The sequence below is a fragment of the Psychrobacter sp. AOP5-GZ1-6 genome, assembly GCF_052376345.1.
Classification (GTDB): domain Bacteria; phylum Pseudomonadota; class Gammaproteobacteria; order Pseudomonadales; family Moraxellaceae; genus Psychrobacter.
Map to the genome: position 1 here is coordinate 1 of NZ_JBQSVP010000057.1, position 18,967 is coordinate 18,967.

The 18,967-nt window shown below is 42.3% G+C and carries 14 protein-coding genes; 2 read left to right on the forward strand and 12 right to left on the reverse strand.

The annotated features are described in order from the left end of the window. Positions 1–270: 270 nt before the first annotated feature. Positions 271–1,692, reverse strand: coding sequence for an SLC13 family permease (locus ACT3RN_RS08915; protein WP_192519463.1), 1,422 nt, complete (start codon positions 1,690–1,692; stop codon positions 271–273). Between the two features lie 448 nt (positions 1,693–2,140). Between ACT3RN_RS08915 and ACT3RN_RS08920 the strand changes: the two genes are divergently transcribed. Then, on the forward strand, positions 2,141–2,308 hold the full coding sequence (locus tag ACT3RN_RS08920; protein ID WP_192519465.1) for a hypothetical protein: 168 nt from the start codon (positions 2,141–2,143) through the stop codon (positions 2,306–2,308). A gap of 43 nt (positions 2,309–2,351) precedes the next feature. Here the strand turns inward: ACT3RN_RS08920 and ACT3RN_RS08925 are convergent, their stop codons facing one another. After that, positions 2,352–3,047 (reverse strand): YoaK family protein, encoded by a 696-nt coding sequence (locus ACT3RN_RS08925; RefSeq protein WP_192519462.1) that lies wholly within the window; start codon positions 3,045–3,047, stop codon positions 2,352–2,354. A gap of 135 nt (positions 3,048–3,182) precedes the next feature. Continuing rightward, positions 3,183–3,989: an enoyl-ACP reductase FabI gene (locus ACT3RN_RS08930; RefSeq protein ID WP_192519461.1), complete on the reverse strand. Its 807-nt coding sequence runs from the start codon at positions 3,987–3,989 to the stop codon at positions 3,183–3,185. A gap of 371 nt (positions 3,990–4,360) precedes the next feature. Here ACT3RN_RS08930 and folE point away from each other — a divergent pair, with 371 nt between their 5' ends. Continuing rightward, positions 4,361–4,957, forward strand: coding sequence for a GTP cyclohydrolase I FolE (gene folE / locus ACT3RN_RS08935; RefSeq protein WP_225739182.1), 597 nt, complete (start codon positions 4,361–4,363; stop codon positions 4,955–4,957). 380 nt (positions 4,958–5,337) lie between these two features. Here the strand turns inward: folE and msrB are convergent, their stop codons facing one another. The 9 genes from msrB to ACT3RN_RS08980 form a co-directional block, all read right to left on the reverse strand. Then, entirely contained in the window at positions 5,338–6,555 is a 1,218-nt protein-coding gene (msrB, locus tag ACT3RN_RS08940) for a peptide-methionine (R)-S-oxide reductase MsrB (protein ID WP_192519459.1), read from the reverse strand. 133 nt (positions 6,556–6,688) lie between these two features. Further along, complete coding sequence (locus ACT3RN_RS08945; RefSeq protein WP_192519458.1) at positions 6,689–8,359, reverse strand: ABC transporter ATP-binding protein; 1,671 nt, start codon at positions 8,357–8,359, stop codon at positions 6,689–6,691. A 1-nt stretch (position 8,360) separates the two neighbouring features. Beyond that, on the reverse strand, positions 8,361–9,443 hold the full coding sequence (locus tag ACT3RN_RS08950; protein WP_225739181.1) for an ABC transporter permease: 1,083 nt from the start codon (positions 9,441–9,443) through the stop codon (positions 8,361–8,363). Positions 9,444–9,454: 11 nt separating this feature from the next. Next, entirely contained in the window at positions 9,455–10,525 is a 1,071-nt protein-coding gene (gene yejB / locus ACT3RN_RS08955) for a microcin C ABC transporter permease YejB (RefSeq protein ID WP_192519457.1), read from the reverse strand. Between the two features lie 48 nt (positions 10,526–10,573). Then, positions 10,574–11,353: a hydroxyacylglutathione hydrolase gene (gloB, locus tag ACT3RN_RS08960; RefSeq protein WP_192519456.1), complete on the reverse strand. Its 780-nt coding sequence runs from the start codon at positions 11,351–11,353 to the stop codon at positions 10,574–10,576. Positions 11,354–11,489: 136 nt separating this feature from the next. Next, the gene (locus ACT3RN_RS08965; RefSeq protein WP_192519455.1) at positions 11,490–13,328 is read right to left on the reverse strand and encodes an extracellular solute-binding protein; all 1,839 of its coding nucleotides are present in this window, start codon (positions 13,326–13,328) and stop codon (positions 11,490–11,492) included. A gap of 273 nt (positions 13,329–13,601) precedes the next feature. Continuing rightward, a complete protein-coding gene (serC, locus tag ACT3RN_RS08970) occupies positions 13,602–14,726 on the reverse strand; it encodes a 3-phosphoserine/phosphohydroxythreonine transaminase (protein ID WP_192519454.1) in 1,125 nt (374 codons plus the stop codon). Between the two features lie 171 nt (positions 14,727–14,897). Then, a complete protein-coding gene (locus ACT3RN_RS08975; protein ID WP_192519453.1) occupies positions 14,898–15,758 on the reverse strand; it encodes a hypothetical protein in 861 nt (286 codons plus the stop codon). Between the two features lie 133 nt (positions 15,759–15,891). After that, positions 15,892–18,750 carry a M48 family metalloprotease gene (locus ACT3RN_RS08980; RefSeq protein ID WP_192519452.1) on the reverse strand — a complete coding sequence of 953 codons (2,859 nt, stop codon included), beginning with the start codon at positions 18,748–18,750 and terminating at the stop codon, positions 15,892–15,894. Positions 18,751–18,967 lie beyond the last annotated feature (217 nt).

The window sequence follows — 18,967 nt, forward strand, 5'->3', positions numbered from 1 at the left end:
GTTATTTCACTATAAAAATATCACAGCCTTAACCTCCCTTGAAGTATCACGTATATATCTGCGCTTGATTGTTTTGTACTACTTTTAAATTGAATCAACTATAAGCCATATCCCCAATCTAAATGATAAATGGGCTAAAAACCTCAAAAAACAAAAAGCCCGATGCCTAAGAATAACTTAAAGCATCGAGCTTTGTTCTATAACTGTATTTTACAACTATGTTTTACGGCTATATTACTAACTAAACTATAGTAAGCATTCGTAGCTAAGTTATATTAAGAAAAAATATGCCCACAGTCCTACCACACAAGTGGCAATGATATTAAGAATAATACCCGTACGAACCATCTCTGTCTGCTTGATAAGTCCTGTACCAAACACAATCGCATTTGGCGGCGTCGCAACTGGTAGCATAAAGGCGCACGATGCACCAATACCAATGACCAATACTAATACTTCATGCGGTAATCCCATCTGCTCAGCGATAGCAGCGAATACTGGCACCAACAGTGCAGCAGAGGCAGTATTAGAAGCGAACTCGGTTAAAAAGATAATAAATGCAGATATCGCAATCATCACCATTAGTAATGGTGCAGCGGACAATGCATTAGCAACCGTTTCACCAAGTACTAAAGACGCACCTGAGACTTTCAAGACTGTCGATAGTGCAATACCGCCACCGAACAGCATGAGCACGCCCCAATCAGTATTATCAGAAACTTGCTTCCATGATACCAACCCTAAGCTCACTACCGCTGCTGCCGCTGACAAAGCAATAATAGCGTCCGTATCACTAATATCTAATGCAGCACCGATTTTTTTGGAAAATATCCAGCTCAATGCAGTCACAATAAAGACAATAATAGTCACCACACGCGGCTTATTCCACGCAATAGGCTCGTCTTCCGTCAGTGTTATCTTACGATTCAGATTGGGTTTCAGGAACAAATACATCGCACCCAATAATAGTGGCAGTAACACCAACATCATCGGTATACCAAACTTCATCCAATCAACAAACGCAATATCAAGCGCTTTGGCTGCAATCGCATTAGGCGGTGAACCAACAATCGTACCCAAGCCACCAAGGCTTGCTGAGTACGCGATACCCAGTAGCACAAACACAAATGTACCGCGATCTTTTTCACGATCAACTTGCGTTAAAATACCCAGCGCCAATGGCAACATCATCGCTGCCGTGGCGGTATTTGATATCCACATTGACAAAAATGCCGTCACACCAAATATCAAAAATACGGCAGTACTAAGCTTACCACCTGACATCGATAGAATCTTTAATGCAATTTTTTTGTCCAACTGTTGCACATGCAGCGCTGCAGCTAAAGCAAAACCACCGAAGAACAAATAAATAGTCGGACTAGCAAAGCTCTGTAAACCAATTTTGGCGTTGAAATCTGGGATACCAATCAACGCACCCACTACAACCACTAATAGCGCTGTAATTGTAACGTGCAGTGCTTCTGTTAGCCAAAGCACACCAATGAAAAACAACAATGCAAGACCTTTATTAGCATTGATATCAAATGGCAAAACATTATAGATAATCATAGCGACAATCGCCGCAATAGCGACAACCACTAGCCCTTTACCAGTTCCTTTTGGAAAGGTATCGGTAAATAAATACTCATTGCCATCACTAGGTAGATGGCTGTCTAGTTTTTGTTCTGACATAAAACGTCCTTATTTACTCAAAGACAATGTGAAAATACCTTACATTGAATGGGCACTGTAGTAATCACTTTGTCACTTACCCAAAAAAATACGTGGCTATCATAACAGATATATAACAGAAAAATGACTTGACGAAGAACTTAATAAGTTCCTATCACATTATTATGTTGATAAAAAATCAAGACCCAGATTAGAACAATCAGTGCCTGCATCGTATTCAACTTATATAAACTTGCTAATACTAATGCCAAATAAAATCAGTTAAAACAATAGTGATGTTGGTTACACACCGTCACTAAACATGCTCACACTCTACCTGTACAAGAATACCTCGGACTCTCATACTTACTATCAGTTCAAATTAAACACTAAATATCAATGGTAAAATTCACGAACATATTTCCACTAGATTTTACGCCAGAAAGTTAATAAAAACAAACAGGAGCACATGATGACGAACGCAAGTAAAACAGATTCAACCACTAAGATGGCACCTAAGGACATCAATCAAGACGGTTTAGCCAAAGAAGATCAGCAACGTACTGATGATTCTGCACTTGATATGATGCAAGGTATGCATGAACATGAAGATCATAAAGAAGAAGGTAATAAATAAGTTACCGCTTTACGTTTACAGTAAAAATAATAGGCGCTTATCATTATGATGAGTGCTTTTCTCGTCTTGGCTCTCTTTTTTCTGGTAAATGACCTGAAGCATAATTATATAAAAACGCTGCTGTCAGTACAATTGTAATAGGTACCAATAACGCACCATAACCCACTTTGGCATACATAAATGCTCCTACCGCGCTCCCACCGCAAAAGCAATACCAAATAATCGCTTGAAACCCCAGTGTTGGCTTACTGATCGAGCGACCCGCTAGCCAATTACCTATTGCCGCACCCATGTCTGAGGTCAACCCTGTCAAGTGGGTGGTACGAATAACAGCGCCACTATAAGTAGCGACCATTGCATTCTGCAAGCCGCACGCCATCGCAGCCGCTAACTGTCCTAAATAATCGTGCTGTTGGTATAGCCAATAGCTAATCACTAGTAATAGCGCTTCTATATATAGCGCTTTTCCATAACCTTTACCTAGTTTTAATGAGGCTTGTCCAATAACAAAACCGCTCAATATAGCACCTGCTAAAAAAGAAAGTAACAACGCACCAATATACAAAATACTGTGTACATCTAAATAAGCAATCGCCGATGCAAATAAGCTGACATTACCCGTGACATGCGAAACCGACAAATTAGCAAAACCCATCAATGCTGCCGTGTTGACACAGCCAGCACTAAAGGCAAGCACCGCACCACCCCACAATATCCACCTTGGTAATTTAGTTATCATATCTACTACCTAAAGACTGAACTAAAAACAGCACATAGTATAACTAAAAAAGGCAACCAATTGGCTGCCTCCTTTATTTCTTAAACATTATTTTCAGACGACATTACTAGGATGTGCCCTCATTACAGCAACCAATTACTTTGGTTCGTCTAGCATCATTAACTGCTCGCTGATAGCAACGGTATTGAAGCCTGCATCTACAAACATGATTTCGCCAGTAATACCAGAAGCCCATGGTGATAGCAAGAACAATGCCGCATTACCCACCTCTGTCTGAGTGATATTGCGCTGTAATGGCGCGATTTTTTCACTGATATCAAGCATTTTACGGAATGATTTGATACCACTAGCCGCTAACGTACGGATAGGACCTGCTGAAATAGCATTAACTCGGATGCCTTCACCGCCCATAGAGGTGGCAAGATAGCGAACACTGGCTTCCAAACTGGCCTTAGCCATACCCATGACATTATAGTTTGGTAACACTGAAATACTACCTTCATAAGTCAATGTCAGCATAGAACCGTGACGCATGGCTAGCAACTCACGCGCTTCTTTGGCCAATGCCACAAAACTATAGCTTGAGATATCATGCGCAATACTACTGCCCTCACGTGTAGTTGCATTGACAAAATCACCATCGAGTTGATCCATAGGTGCAAAGCCAATCGCGTGTACCACACCATTGATACCATCGCCCCAATGCGCAGTCACTTGCTCAAAACAAGCAGCGATAGAGTCATCAGAGGCTACATCACACTCTAGCACCAAATCCGCTTCGAACTTCTCTGCTGCCATATCCACACGTTTTTTAATTTTGTCATTTGGGTACGTCAAAATCAATGATGCGCCTTCACGATGTAGGGCTTCAGCGATTGCCCAAGCAATAGATAACTTGCTTGCGATTCCAGTTACGACAAATCGTTGTCCTTGCAATAGCATAATTTTTCCTTTTGAATCAATTAAAATTGTTTAACTTAAAAAGTTATTTAGAGTAGTTATTTGGGATAAATAATCAGTGCTAGTAAATCATAAATTAAAGATGGCTTATTATACACGAATTAATTTAAGTAAACAGTCGTAAACTGTATTGACTTACACGACTTTGCTATCCAACAATTACCCTATCATGCCACCTAATATAGATAAAACGACTAACTGCTAGCCATAGCAGTATGAAGTTAAGCAGATTTCAAGTATAATCACAGCCCTTCCCAGCTTGCACAATTTTTATAAAAATCCTTTAAAACCATTGTTTGTAAACAAGGATTTAGCGTTAAGCTACACCCACATTTTGGATGGCTGCCAAACTTATGAGTAACACCCCAACAATAACATCAGAATACCAAGAAAGTATTGAGTCTTATCGTCAATTGATCGGCTCAACTGGTGAAGACTTGAATCGTCCAGGTCTTGAAGAAACACCCATGCGTGCCGCGAAAGCCTTTAATCACTTAACACAAGGCTATCATCAAAACTTAGACGAAGTCGTCAACGATGCGTTATTTCCATCGAGCAATCGTGAGCTCGTATTGGTACAGAATATCGAGTTTTATTCATTGTGCGAACATCATATGCTACCCTTTCATGGTATTGCGCATATAGGCTATTTACCCAATGGTCAAGTTTTAGGTTTGTCAAAGTTTGCTCGTATCGTCGATATGTTTGCCCGTCGTTTACAAGTTCAGGAAAACCTGAGCGAACAGATAGCACAAACCATTATGGACGTCACTGGCTGTCGCGGGGTCGCGGTAGTGATGGATGCAGCACACATGTGTATGATGATGCGCGGTGTTAGCAAGCAACACTCCACCACACGTACGATGTCCATGCTGGGTGAGTTCGTTCATGATAATCAAGCACGTACGGAATTTTTGGGTGCAATACCTAAGCGTCAGCCTGCATTTTGATTGCTAAGATTAGGGTCTGTTGAACATTAAAATGTGGTACTGGCAGTAGCTATTTTTTGCCAATACGCAGTGAAATTTTTGATACCTAGTCGTTCTAGGTTAGATAATTTCGCCATGTATTGGCAAAAAATAGCCCTGCCCTGAAAGGCTGAGGCTAAAATCACCCCAAACGTTGTTATAAACCTAGCCAAGGTCTCGACATTATCGTCGGTTTACGCCTAGTTTGATGCGATTTTAGCGATCAGCAGTCCTAATATTTGAATGTTCAACAGACCCTAATTAAGTATTAAAAACCACACTAGAAACAATGTTAGACATAATATTACAAACAAAGAAAAGGACGCTAATGCGTCCTTTTCTTATTTTAGTTTTATCAATATTTAAGAAGCGATTGGCGTTACTTCATCGATCCAATCACCGTAACCTTCTTTTTCCATGTCTGCCAATGGAATGAAACGCAGCGAGGCTGAATTCATACAATAACGCTTACCTGTCGGTGCAGGGCCATCATCAAATACATGGCCTAGATGCGAGTCAGCATAGCGGCTGCGTATCTCGGTACGAACAGAGAATATACCTCTATCTTCTTTTTCAACGACCATGTCTGTACTCAATGGACGAGTAAAACTTGGCCAACCTGTTCCAGATTTGTATTTATCGCGAGAAGAATACAGTGGCTCACCCGATATCACATCGACATATAGACCAGATTCTTTGTTATCCCAATATTCATTATCAAAAGCGCGCTCAGTACCTTCTTCTTGAGTAACTTTGTACTGAATATCATTAAGCGATTTTTTCAATTCGCTTTGTGCAGGCTTTACAAACGTATCCACATTAAAGCCAGTCGTCATCTTAGTATTTGTAGAGCTGGCTGAAACATTACTGTTTTCTACGCTATCTGCATCAGGTTTAAATTGGCTAAAGTCTAACTGATAGTTTTTACCATAGACGCTTTCGATAAACTGATAACGACCAGAATTAAAAGTATAGGCTTTATAGCGAATTGGATTCTTTTTATAATAGTCCTGATGATACTCTTCTGCTGGATAAAAAGTACTGACAGGAACAATTTCTATCACCACAGGCTTCTCATACACACCAGAATCTTGTAATGCCTGTTTTGCCGCTTCTGCTGTTTGTTTTTCTTGCTGATTATTATAAAAGATAGCAGGACGATACTGGGTACCGCGGTCTACATACTGACCTTCAGCGTCAGTGGGATCAGCGATACGCCATAATGCCTGTACTATACCCTCATAGGTGATTTCCGTAGGATCATAGTAAACCTGCGCCGCTTCAGTATGGCCAGTGCCACCCGCTGATACTTGTTTGTATGTTGGGTTTTCGGTCTCACCACCTGTGTAACCTGAGACTACTTCTACCACACCAGGAATCTTCTCATAACCCGCTTCGACACACCAAAAACAACCACCAGCTACTGTCGCCACTGCCAAATTAGGATCTGTCGGTGCATAAGGGTTTTCAGACGTTGGCGTGGTCTTTGCCGTCGTTTCAGTGGCTGCACAGCCCACAAAAAGAGTACTGCTTACTGCCACTACAACAGCAGCAACTCTGGTTTGTAATGTGCGGTTCATCAGGATTTCCTAAGAGTAATGTTGTGTGTACAATTATAATAACTCGGTTATGTGACTACAATACGCCTGTTTTGTTATAAAAATTTAACGTGATTTAAATATTACGTAATTTAACTAAACAATAGTTTTTGAATTACGTGTGACTTGCCTGTATTAGATGCTGAGTGTAAATATGTTTAGGATTATTAAAGATATTTTCAGTCTGTCCAGACTCCACGCACACACCATGTTTTAGTACCATTATCTGTTGACATAACGCACGCACTACTTTTAGATCGTGGCTGATGAATACATAGCTAATTTGCAATTTTTCCTGAATTTCACGTAGTAATCTCACCACAGTCACCTGCGTGGTGCTATCAAGTGCAGAAGTCGGTTCATCTAGTATTAATAAACTTGGCTGCATTATCAGTGCCCGTGCTAGTGCCACACGCTGCCGTTGACCGCCTGACAGCTCATGCGGATAACGTTGTGCAAACTCGATAGGCAGGTGCACAGTAGCCAGACTCTCTATGACTGCCTGCTGACGAGCGATCTTGTCGACACCCTGTACTAGCAATCCTTCCTCAACGATTTGCATCACTGTCATACGAGGATTGATACTGGCAAACGGATCTTGAAACACCATTTGAATTTGTGAGCGAAAATGACGCATCTCACGTTTTGATAATGCCTCAATATCTTGTCCATTGACCATTATTTGCCCACTGACACGCGCTTGATTAGCGAGTAGCTGACTTAAGGCTAGTGCTGTCGTTGTTTTTCCAGAGCCAGACTCCCCTACAATACCCAATGCTTGACCTTTCAATAACGTCATATCCAAATCATTAACTGCATCAAACCAACGCTTCGTACCACCAAACAGTTTTTTTTCAATCGGGAACTGTATCTGTAGATTTCTGACTGCCAATACGACAGCTGGTGAATCTTCACTATCAACCACCAAATTCAGTGCATGTCCAAAGTCCTGCTGAATAAGCGTGCGCGTATATTCCGCTTTGGGTTTGCTAAACACAGTAGCCGTTTTACCTTGTTCAATCGTCTTTCCTTGACGCATAACGATGACATCGTCACTATAACGCCTGACTAAGTTGAGGTCATGACTAATCAGTAGCATTGCCATATTATGCTGACGCTTAAGCTTGTTCAACAGATCCAAAATCTCATGCTGCAACGTCACATCAAGCGCAGTCGTCGGCTCATCAGCAATTAAAATATCGGGCTGCTGCGCCAATGCCATCGCAATCATAACGCGCTGTCGTTGACCACCTGACAACTCATGCGGATAACGGTCTAACTTATCGGCAGCATCAGCAATATTGACATCATCAAGCAAAGCAATACTTTTTTCTCTCCATTGCTTTTTTGGAACACCACTTAAACGCAGTGACTCGGCAATTTGTTTGGCTACGCTATGTAACGGATTAAGAGCTGTCATTGGCTCTTGAAATACCATACCTATACGTTGCCCACGGATAGTCCGCAATGCCGTGTTTCGCCCTTTATCCTTGGCTATCGGCAATGTTGTCATGCCTGCTGAACCTGTCAGCTGCACCTTGCCACTAATGACTAAATTGTCCGGTAGTAGTCCTAATAAGGCCAAACTGGAAATAGACTTGCCAGACCCTGACTCACCAACGATGGCTAGCGTTTGCCCTTGTGCTATCTCATAAGACAACTCATCAACCAAAGCCACGCCTGTATCGGTAGAGATATTGAGTCTATCTACTGTCAATATTGCTTTATTTCGTTCGTGACCATGATTTTTATCTGGTCGATTGTTTGGCTCATTAGTTATAGTCATATTAAGAACGTCTCGGATCAAAAGCATCACGCAGTGCTTCACCAACGAATATCAGCAGCGATAAAATAAAGGTTAAACTAAAAAACCCTGATAAGGCCAACCAAGGTGCATCTAGGTTGTTTTTACCTTGTACCATCAACTCACCGAGTGATGGTGAGCCCGGTGGCAAGCCATACCCTAAGAAGTCTAATGACGTCAAAGCGATGACATTGGCTGTTAAGATAAAAGGTAATTGCGATAAGCTTGAGGCCAACGCATTAGGTAAAATATGCTTTAGCATGATGCGACTGTCCGACACCCCAAGATTACGGGCGGCACGCACATAATCAAAGTTACGCGCACGTAAAAACTCCGCTCGTACCAAACCGACTAAGTTCATCCAACCAAACAACAACATCAATGCAAACAGCATAGTAATACTAGGGCTAAAGAGACTCACCAAAATAATAATCATGAACAGTTGAGGCATACCACCCCACACTTCCATAAACCTTTGCCCCACCAAATCCACCCAACCTCCATAATATCCTTGTATCGCACCAACGATGATACCAATCAATGCGCCTACAAGTGTCAATGCCAAACCAAACAATAAAGACACCCGTAATCCATAAATTATCCTCGCCAATACATCGCGCCCCAAATCATCGGTACCAAGCCAGTTTTGAGCGTTGGGCGCTGCTGGATAAGGAATACCCAATTCAACATTGGGCGTCTGATCGGCAAAAGGAATGAGCGGCATAATATAAAAACCCTGATCGTCAATCAAAGCTTGCACCGCAGGATCTTTGTAATTGGCTTCAGTCTCGAACACACCACCAAAAGTCGTTTCAGGATACGCTGTGACTACTGGAAAATAGTAATCGCCTTGATACTGCACTAACAACGGCTTGTCATTGGCAATCACATTGGCAGCCATACAAATAATAAATATCAGCGTAAACATAAACAGTGATACAACGCCTAAACGATTGCGACGGAAACGGTTTAGACGCGCTTGCCAAATAGGATTTAGGCGACGTTTTTTTTGTTTTATTGCTGTAGAAACAGGCGTTTCATTTGAAGATGGCGAATAATTGGACATATTATCTGACATTAGCGCCCCTCAAAATCAATGCGAGGATCAATCAAGTGATAACTTAAATCACTAATTAACTGTAATAATAACCCCACTAAAGTAAATATAAACAAGGTGCCAAATATTACTGGATAATCGCGCTGTTGAATGGCTTCAAAACCAAGCAGACCTAAACCATCTAATTTAAAGATAATCTCAATCAGAAAATTACCCGCAAAGAATATCCCAACGATAGCCGCTGGAATACCTGCAATAATAATTAGCATGGCATTACGAAAAACATGCCCGTACAAAACTTGACGCTCTCCCAAACCTTTAGCACGGGCAGTCAACACATACTGCTTGCCAAGCTCCTCTAAAAAGCTAAACTTGGTCAAATAAGTCAAGCCAGCAAAGCCACCTACCGTACTTGCCAATAGAGGCAACGCCAAATGCCAAAAATAATCCTTCACTTTACCCAGTGCACTGAGTTGGTCAAAGTTTTCTGAGGTAAGGCCTTGTAGCGGAAAAATATTCCAATAGCTGCCCCCAGCAAAGAACACCAATAGTATGATAGCAAAGACAAATACAGGTATCGCATGTCCAATCGCAAGCAGCATAGCCGTTGCTTTATCGATTCCTGAACCATGGTGCATAGCTTTATAGACCCCAAGTGGAATCGCTATCATATAAATCAGCAGCGTACTCCATAACCCAAGCGATATTGATACTGGCAGTTTTTCTACAATCAGGTCGGTTACTGACTGACCTTTAAAAAACGATGTACCAAAATCTAACTGAGCATAATTCTTTAGCATCAACCAAAAACGCTCAGGTGCCGATTTATCAAAGCCATACTGGGCATTGATAGCCGCTACCATGTCTTCTGATAAGCCGCGCGTCCCTTGATAAGTACTGCTATTACCACCTGCACTGCCCGCACCAATATTACCAGCCAGCGCATTGTCTTTTGCGCCTTGCTCAATAAGTGCGAGCTGCTGCTCAACAGGGCCGCCAGGAGCTGCTTGCACAATGACGAAATTTGCGAGCAAGATTAAAAAAAGCGTCGGTAATATCAGCAGCAATCTTTTTAGGATATAACGACCCATAACAGCAGATTCCTAACATAATGAAAGAGACAACAACGGAAAATTTGGCTAAAAATTATTTTTGAGCTCACGTAAAGCGGCAAATACAGTCAAAGACTTATCGTCGTCGAGATTCATTTTAGCCTTCACACCTGCTATCACGCTTGGTTCTTGTGTACGTAAGAATACATTAACCAGACGCTCATGCTCTAGGGTCACAGGCAATGTTGGAATACCTTCTGCTGTTTGTTCCTGTGCATAAGCGAGTGCTTGCTGCATTGCTTCATTAGCGGGTTCAATCGATAGGCCAAAGCGTAAATTGCTGGCCGTATACTCATGTGCAGGATATAACAGCGTCTCAGCCGCTAGACTATTCAAACGCTTAAAGCTGTCATGCAGCTGCTCAATCGTACCAGTAAATACCCGACCACAACCCGCACTAAATAGCGTATCACCGCAGAAGCAATGTTTGAGCCCATCGATATCTAAAACATAGGCTACGTGACTCGCTGTGTGACCATATACGTCCCAAACTTGTGCCGAACAACCCCAAGCACTTACCGTACTGCCGTCTTTGATTGTCTGATCTTCATCGACATTATGCTCAGTATGCGCAACCAAATGCGTCATCGGGTAAGCCTCTTGTAGCTCTTCAACACCGCCAATATGATCGTGATGATGATGCGTGGTCCAAATAGACGTTAGCTCTAGATTGTTTTCTTCTAAGTAGGCAATGACAGGCTCAGCTTGACCTGGATCAATGACAATCGCTTGCTTATTATTTTCATTAATCAATGTCCAGATATAATTGTCATTGAACGCTTTAATCGGGTGGATACGAATACTCATGGTGAATCCTTACGAATAGTTATCTTTGTTGCTTGTTTATCAGATATCTTTGTGAAATGCTTTAACCTTCAAAATTGTTAGCTTTTACCGTTTTAAATAGCTATCGTCTTAAACAGACACTATTTTAAACAGCTACTTACTGCTTTAAATAAGCATTAACGCGCGCTTCTGCTGCCTTATCTGTCCACCAGTAGTCAATACCCACGGCATTGGTAGGCAGTTTTTCAGTGTGACGGTATTGATTCCAATAGGCGACATTGGTACCTGACTTGCCATATAACGGCACCAGATAATAACCTGCCCGTAATAAGCGGTCGAGCACTTGGGTGTATAACACAATCTCATCACGGTTATGAGCGTTGCCTAATTTTTCTATTACCGTATCAATTACCTCATTTTTAATACCCGCTGTGTTTCTATTACCGGCTTGATCGGCAGCCGAACTGCCCCAAAAACCGGCTTGTTCGGCACCTGGAGACAAGCTTTGAGCAAAGACATCAACGACAACGACCATATCATAATCAAAATTGCGCATGCGTTCATAGTATTGCGGGCTATCCACTTGACGCAAGGTCGTGTCAAAACCTAAACGCTTTAAGTTACGAATATAAGGCAACAATACTCGTCCCATGGTTTCGCCTGTCATCAAAATCTCAATTTGAGCGAGCTGTCCATCAGGCTGATATAGCTTCATATCGTTATAGTAAAAGCCAGCATCTAGCAGCAGCTGCCGTGCTTTTAACAACCCTTGACGATTAAAACCCTTTCCGTCGGTAGTGGGTAATTGCCACGCAGCTAATGTTGCCTGACGTTGCACTGGTTCAAGCTTAGCTAATAGAGGAGTAAGTACTGCCATCTCGTCGCCTGATGGTCTACCAGTTGCCGCAAGCTCTGAACCATGAAAGAAGCTCTGCAAACGTTCATACTGTCCATGAAATAAGGTCTTATTCATCCATTCAAAATCATAAGCCGCGGTTAATGCTTGACGAACACGAATGTCTTGAAAGATTGGCCGACGCATATTCATCACCAGACCTTGCATCGCTACTGGATTTTGACTGCTTATCGTCTCTTTGTTAATCAGCCCTGATTTTACCGCAGGGAAGTTATAACCGGTTGCCCAATTAGACGCTTTATTTTCAGGACGGAAACGATATTGACCGGACTTAAAACCTTCAAACGCAATTTCATCACTTTGATAATACACAAACTTAATCATGTCAAAGTTATAACGACCGCGATTGACCATCAGATCACGTCCCCAATAGTTAGGGTCACGCAGATAGCTCACGGAGCGTCCCGCATCGACTCGACCTAGCTTATAAGGGCCACTGCCCATCAGTGGTGTTAACGTGATTTTCTCAAAACCAGTATCGATAGAAGACTTGGCAAAAATAGGAAACTGCCCGACCGTTAACAGAATTTCTTTATTATCAGCAGAAGCAAAGACAAACTTTACTCGTTGCTTATCTACCACTTGAACCTCTTTAATATCTCCCAAATAACTACGGATATACATCGGCCCTTTGTTCAATAGCGCATCAAAAGTGGCTTTAACATCATCGCTAGTGACTGGTGACCCATCCCAAAATCGCGCATCAGAATTGATATGATAAACAATCCAGCTGGTATCATCAGGATCATAAGTGACCTTGCTTGCTAGCTGCGGATACATCGTAAAAGCTTCATTTAATGAGCCCGTCATCAGAGTATCATATAGATAATCTGTACCAGCCATCGCCACACCAGTGGTCATCCACTTATTAGCAGCGTTAAAAGTGCCGCGCGTATCAAGCGATAGCGTACCACCTGTCGGCGCATTTGGATTGGCATATGGCATAAATGGCGCGTCAATATAGTTAGTAGGACTATTATGACCGAGCGCAGTAGTCGTGATTGGTACTGCGTTACTGATAGGCGCCCATCCCACGACAGCTACCAATAACACAGTTTTTAGCATGGTGTTTTTTATCATAATAAAGTTATAACAAGCCCTTGTGCCAAACCAATGAATATATTTAGAATTTTTCTAGAAATTACAGCTCAATGCAAAACTCACTAAAAATGATACGTAACGCAAAATTTCATCATAACAAATTTAAGTTTTTTAACCTAATGGTTTACCGTGTTAAGTACGCTGTCATACAAACGACTGACTTGATAGAAACACAATTGATTAGGGCGTGTTCAATAAAAAAGGCGCAACTCCTAAAAGTTACGCCTTTCACTGTCTAAAGCCAACCTCTATTTAAGCGTGCTTTTTCTCAAACGCTATCATAAAGTCCACCAGTTGCTGTACCCAGTCTAGTGATACGGCATTATAGATACTGGCACGCATACCGCCCACATCACGGTGACCTTTTAGGTTCATCAAACCTGCAGCGGCTGACTCTTCTAAAAACACTTGGTCAAGACTGCTATCTGCCAACGTGAATGGCACATTCATAATAGAACGATGCTGAATGGCTACTGGGTTGTTATAAAAATCGCTGTCATCAATCGTCTTGTAGAGTAAGTCTGCTTTTTGCTGATTAATCTTGCCAATAGCAGCAACGCCGCCCTGCTCTTCTAGCCAATCAAAGACCAGTCCTGCCAAGTACCAAGAATATGTCGCTGGCGTGTTTGACATAGATTGTTTTTCGGCCTGATGCTCGTAGTTCATCAGTAGCGGGCACCACTCACTTGCCTGCCCCAATAAATCTTCACGAATGATCACAATAATCAATCCTGCTGGACCAATGTTTTTTTGCGCACCAGCATAAATCATACCGAACTTAGAAACATCAATCGGTTGTGACAAAATGCAAGAAGACATGTCGGCAATAATAGGCGCATCAACTTGTGGTGGCTCAAATATCTGTAAACCATGAATGGTCTCATTAGCACAATAATGAAAATACGCCGCATCGTCACTCAATTGCCATTCACTTTGATCAGGCACATCGGTAAAGTTACTGTCTTTGCCTGTTGCGACCACATTCGTCTCACCCAAACCCAGTTTGGCATAGCGATCGGCTTCTTTGATTGCCTTGCCTGACCAAGCGCCTGTGGTTAGATAATCTGCGCGTCCGCCATTCAATAGATTCAATGGAATCGCTGAAAACTGTAAGCTGGCACCGCCTTGTAAAAATAGCACTTTATAATTATCTGGAATGTCCATCAACGAACGCAATTTCGATTCCGCTTTTTCGGTAATGGCGACGTACTCTTTACTACGGTGACTGACTTCCATGACCGACATACCACTGCCCTGCCAATCAAGCAGCTCATCTTGCGCGCGTGATAATACAGCAGTCGGTATCGTAGCAGGTCCCGCTGAAAAATTAGGCACACGGTTAGGAGCGGCAGTATTGATAGTTGATGTGGTGGTCATAATCATTATCCTAAATATGATGAAATCATCGTTGTTTGTTGGAGCGTAAAGGTTATTGATTAAAATCACTTTAACAGTGATTTTCGTTGTTTTTATTCTCTAATATCTGTTTTGTTCTTGCCAACAATTTATGCTGATAGTTTATCACCGCACCTATGATGACAAGCCGGCTTAACCAGATAGTTTATCCCAAAGCTGACGTTTTAACCCGCTATCGGCAAGCATCTCATCTAACGTGGGCACAGCAGTAAGTGTCGGATGCTCAAGCCCTTCAGGCAGTTCAGTCAATGCTACTACTTGTATTTCTTCGCTGCGGCCGATTTTAAAGACATATCCTGCAAGGCTGGCGTTGGCAAGCTCAGCGGTATCCATGCCTTCACAAATGGGGAAAGATGTGGCCTCACAAGCGATTGATAGTGCTTGAGTGATGTTTTGCCATAGCTTTTGACTGTCATTATTGAGTGCTTGGATATCAACTAATATTACCCAGTCACCATAGCGCCCTCCTTGCAAGTCAAAAGGGGCTACTTTTTTTAAGCCATCATCGTTGGCTATACTATTAGAAATAGAAAGAGAGGATTGTTCAATAGAAGCCGTTGTTTGCTGCACGATGTGTTCTACTAGGGGTCGAACCGCCACATCAGGAGTACTGCTATCAAAGCTATAATTGACAGGACTTTGTTCATGCGGTTGTGTTAAGCCTGCATCACTAGCATCATGATAATAGTTACTAATAGATTCATCATCAATGACAGCTGATATAGTATCAGCAGATGCTATATTCGACGTTTCAGCGTTCGCAGCAGCATTACTTTGACGTTCAATAATTGGTTGTGCAATGCTCGTAGCAGACGACGCAGTCTGAGCCGACCTATCAACGATAGAGTCAGGAATAGTAGGCGCAGCAATATCTGCCATATCGATAGTGTTGGAGCTTGGCTGTACCCACTGATTGATACCCATCATCGCTAAAATCTGACGCTGCTGCATACGATGTTGCAATACTGTTAGCGGGTCTGCAATGTCACTCATGTTTCTCTACTATCCTACTCGTCTAAAATGGGTTTACAGAATATTTGTATAAAAAACATCAAATAATAACTTCGATCATGCAATATCTAGCCAGCCCAGTACAAGTCAAGCAATGCCTACGCACTTCGCTCATTCAAAACAGCTTGCGAATACCCAACCAGCGATCAGCCAATAGCATCAAACAGTCATACTCATCTTGACTGACTATCGTATCATGTAACATCACGGTATGTAATGTACTCAGCCATTGTTGATAATGGATATAAGTGTAAGAATTATCAGTCACGTTATTATAATCTATTTGATCGCTTCCCTGTTGCTTCTCTTTATCATTATCATCACATGTATCTGCTGTTGTAGCAGATACAAATGTAGGTACAGTCTCTATCAATGCTAATAACTGGATACTGTTCAGGCTCTGCGTGGTTAATAACAGCCATTGTAAGTTTGCATCGCTCACAGCGGCTAAGTCAATATCAATCAATCGTGCATGGCGACGTAAGTCTACAATATAGTGAGTCACACTAGCATCGTTATAGCCGAGCATTGAACTATGGCGCTCTGAGATCATTTGGCCTTTGACATCTTTTGACAAACGATAGGCCAATAGAGCAAGCATCGTTTTTTCCACACTATCCAGTCCGACAAATATCTGACCAGAAGGATCGAGCTGCGCATATATATCGTTTGCACCAGTTTGCAATGTATACTGCCATGACTTACTTTTATCTGCATTCAACGGCTGGTCACCCAGCACCATTGACAGTATCGATAGCAGCGGCTGTAAGTGCAACGCTTGCCATAATGACAAAATAGAATGGGCCTGAGACACATTACTCTTAACATCTGTATTCTCAATATCAGCGCTTTCATCGGTCATCTTATCTGCCAGCACTTTACTTAAGTCAGCGCTCAACTGATGATTGATCAGGGCCATAATACCCTGTTGGTAGCGTGTCAGCATCGTACGATATTTTGCTTGCTGACTATAATCCTGATGGCTTTTATTGCTGTGACTGCTTTCATGCTGCTGACGTAATGTTTCAATCATGCTCGATGATAAGTCATGTTGGCTTAGTTTTTTTAGTGCCGTTGTGATGAGTACGCTATCTAAGCGACGGTCCATTGTCGCCACACTCTCTATCAATTTATTATCTATTGTGTGCGGCAAAATTTTCGTTTGGTTATCACTCTTTGTTATGTTAGTTGTAATTATGGCATCAGTCGCAATCTTGCTCCAAATATCGGCTAAGTCATAAGAAGCCGTCACCTCTAGTGCATGACCTTGATGGCATAGCATCACCGCTTCAATTAAGGCTTGCGCTCCTAGCGGATGATGGCTGTGATTAAGTACATACTGTGGTAATGAGACCTTTTTAATATCATCAATACTGATCAAGTCTGCTACCGGCAAATCACTATCAGGTTGTGCTTGCCACGGTTTTAGCTGTTTAAGAGTACCAATATCTTCTGCTTGCACCTGCAATCGTCCGTCAACAACAACATCTTGTTCGATCACAAACTCAAGGCCTTTCTCTGCCTCTAACTCATTATTCATCTCTTGATTAGATAATGATTGAGATTGAAGTGATTGTTTATTAAGTTTTGCTTTATTGCTTAGGCTATTGGCTGTTATTGCTCCCCAATCGCCAAGCCTGCGCTGCTCGTATATCTCTTTTACCTTTTTTTGATTGATGCGCTTTTCTTTGGCAACTTGGGCAGAAAACTTGTGATAAGCATTCTCATTGATGGCACTCATACGCTCAGACAAACTAGGATGCGTGGCAAACCAAGAGACATCGCCTAAGTCCGTGCCACTGCTGGCAAAGAAAAAATGGCTGAGTCCGTTGATATCAGTAATACCTGTTAATCGTGAACCTAGCGAATCTTGATGAATGGCTTTTAAGGTTTCCATGATCGCAGGAGAGCGTGTCAACTGTACACTGGTCGCATCGGCGAGCAACTCACGCTGACGGTTAAAGCTGTGTTTGATGAGTTGAGCGCTTGCCATACTCGAAAAGCTCATCCCATGCAATAACAACGTCCACACACCACGAGGTGCTTGACGGTCTACTACTGGTTTGTTTTGTAGCCATCTCGATTGAATATTTGCGGTGGCTTGTTGATTTTGTGACTGATTCTGCCAGTACGCCACCCATTCACTATGAGTGGTAAAACTTGCCGTCTGATTTTCAGTACTGCGAGCATGACGATCGATAGATTGTTGTGATAAAACAAAATTTTGATTGACGGTATTATCAAAATAATTGTCATTACCAAAATAACTGTCATTACCGATAGGGTCGCTCCAGTCATACAGTATCTGTAGGCCTGCCAGCACCACCATCAGCTGTAAGTTAAAATTGGCATCACCATGCAAAATATGACCATACTCATGACCAATAAGTCCATACAATGCCTCATCAGACAGTTTATCAAGCGCCCCTTGAGTCACGACCAACACCATATCTTGACTGTGTCGACCCGCCACAAAGCCATTGATGCCTTGCTCCTCGGGGAGCACATACAAAATCGGCATGGTTAAACCCGAGGCAATGGCCAGCTGTTGCGCAATCTCATAATAACGTCGATAGGTTGGCGGAAAATCACGCTCATCACGCACCGCAATATGGCGTGCACTGTAGCGAACCTTTTGCACAGGCTCATGCTGATGAGCAACACCTTGGCTGTGCTCCCAAGCATCTTGACTGTCATCAATAAATAGCCGCACCGCACCAACACGCTGAGCAATAGAGCGACCACCCGCTTTTAAGCGACGATATTCTAAAAAACTACCGCCAGCGAAACTGCCTAGCGTCCAAAGAATGACCAGCACTAGCGCCCAGTGATAAATACCGCCCGTAAATACCGTGAGCAACAGCACCATGACACCAAGTGCCACCGCTATATGCGCAAAGACAATGAGAAAAAATAGCCCATAAAGCAAGAGGCTACGCTGAGTACGTGTGCGCTGTTCACCAAAAAAATCCATCTGATTGTCTTACCTAAACCTTGTATTGCCTAAGCTTTATATTAAATAAACACATAAACGCATGCTAAACACACAAACGCATGTGAATATCAGCCCATATTAACAACAGGTGCTTGAGCAATCGCCTTTCTATCTTCAAACACCAACTGACTTAATGGACGAAAGCCAAAAGTCGTGCTAACCAGATTGTTTGGAAACACTTCGCGATCGTTATTAT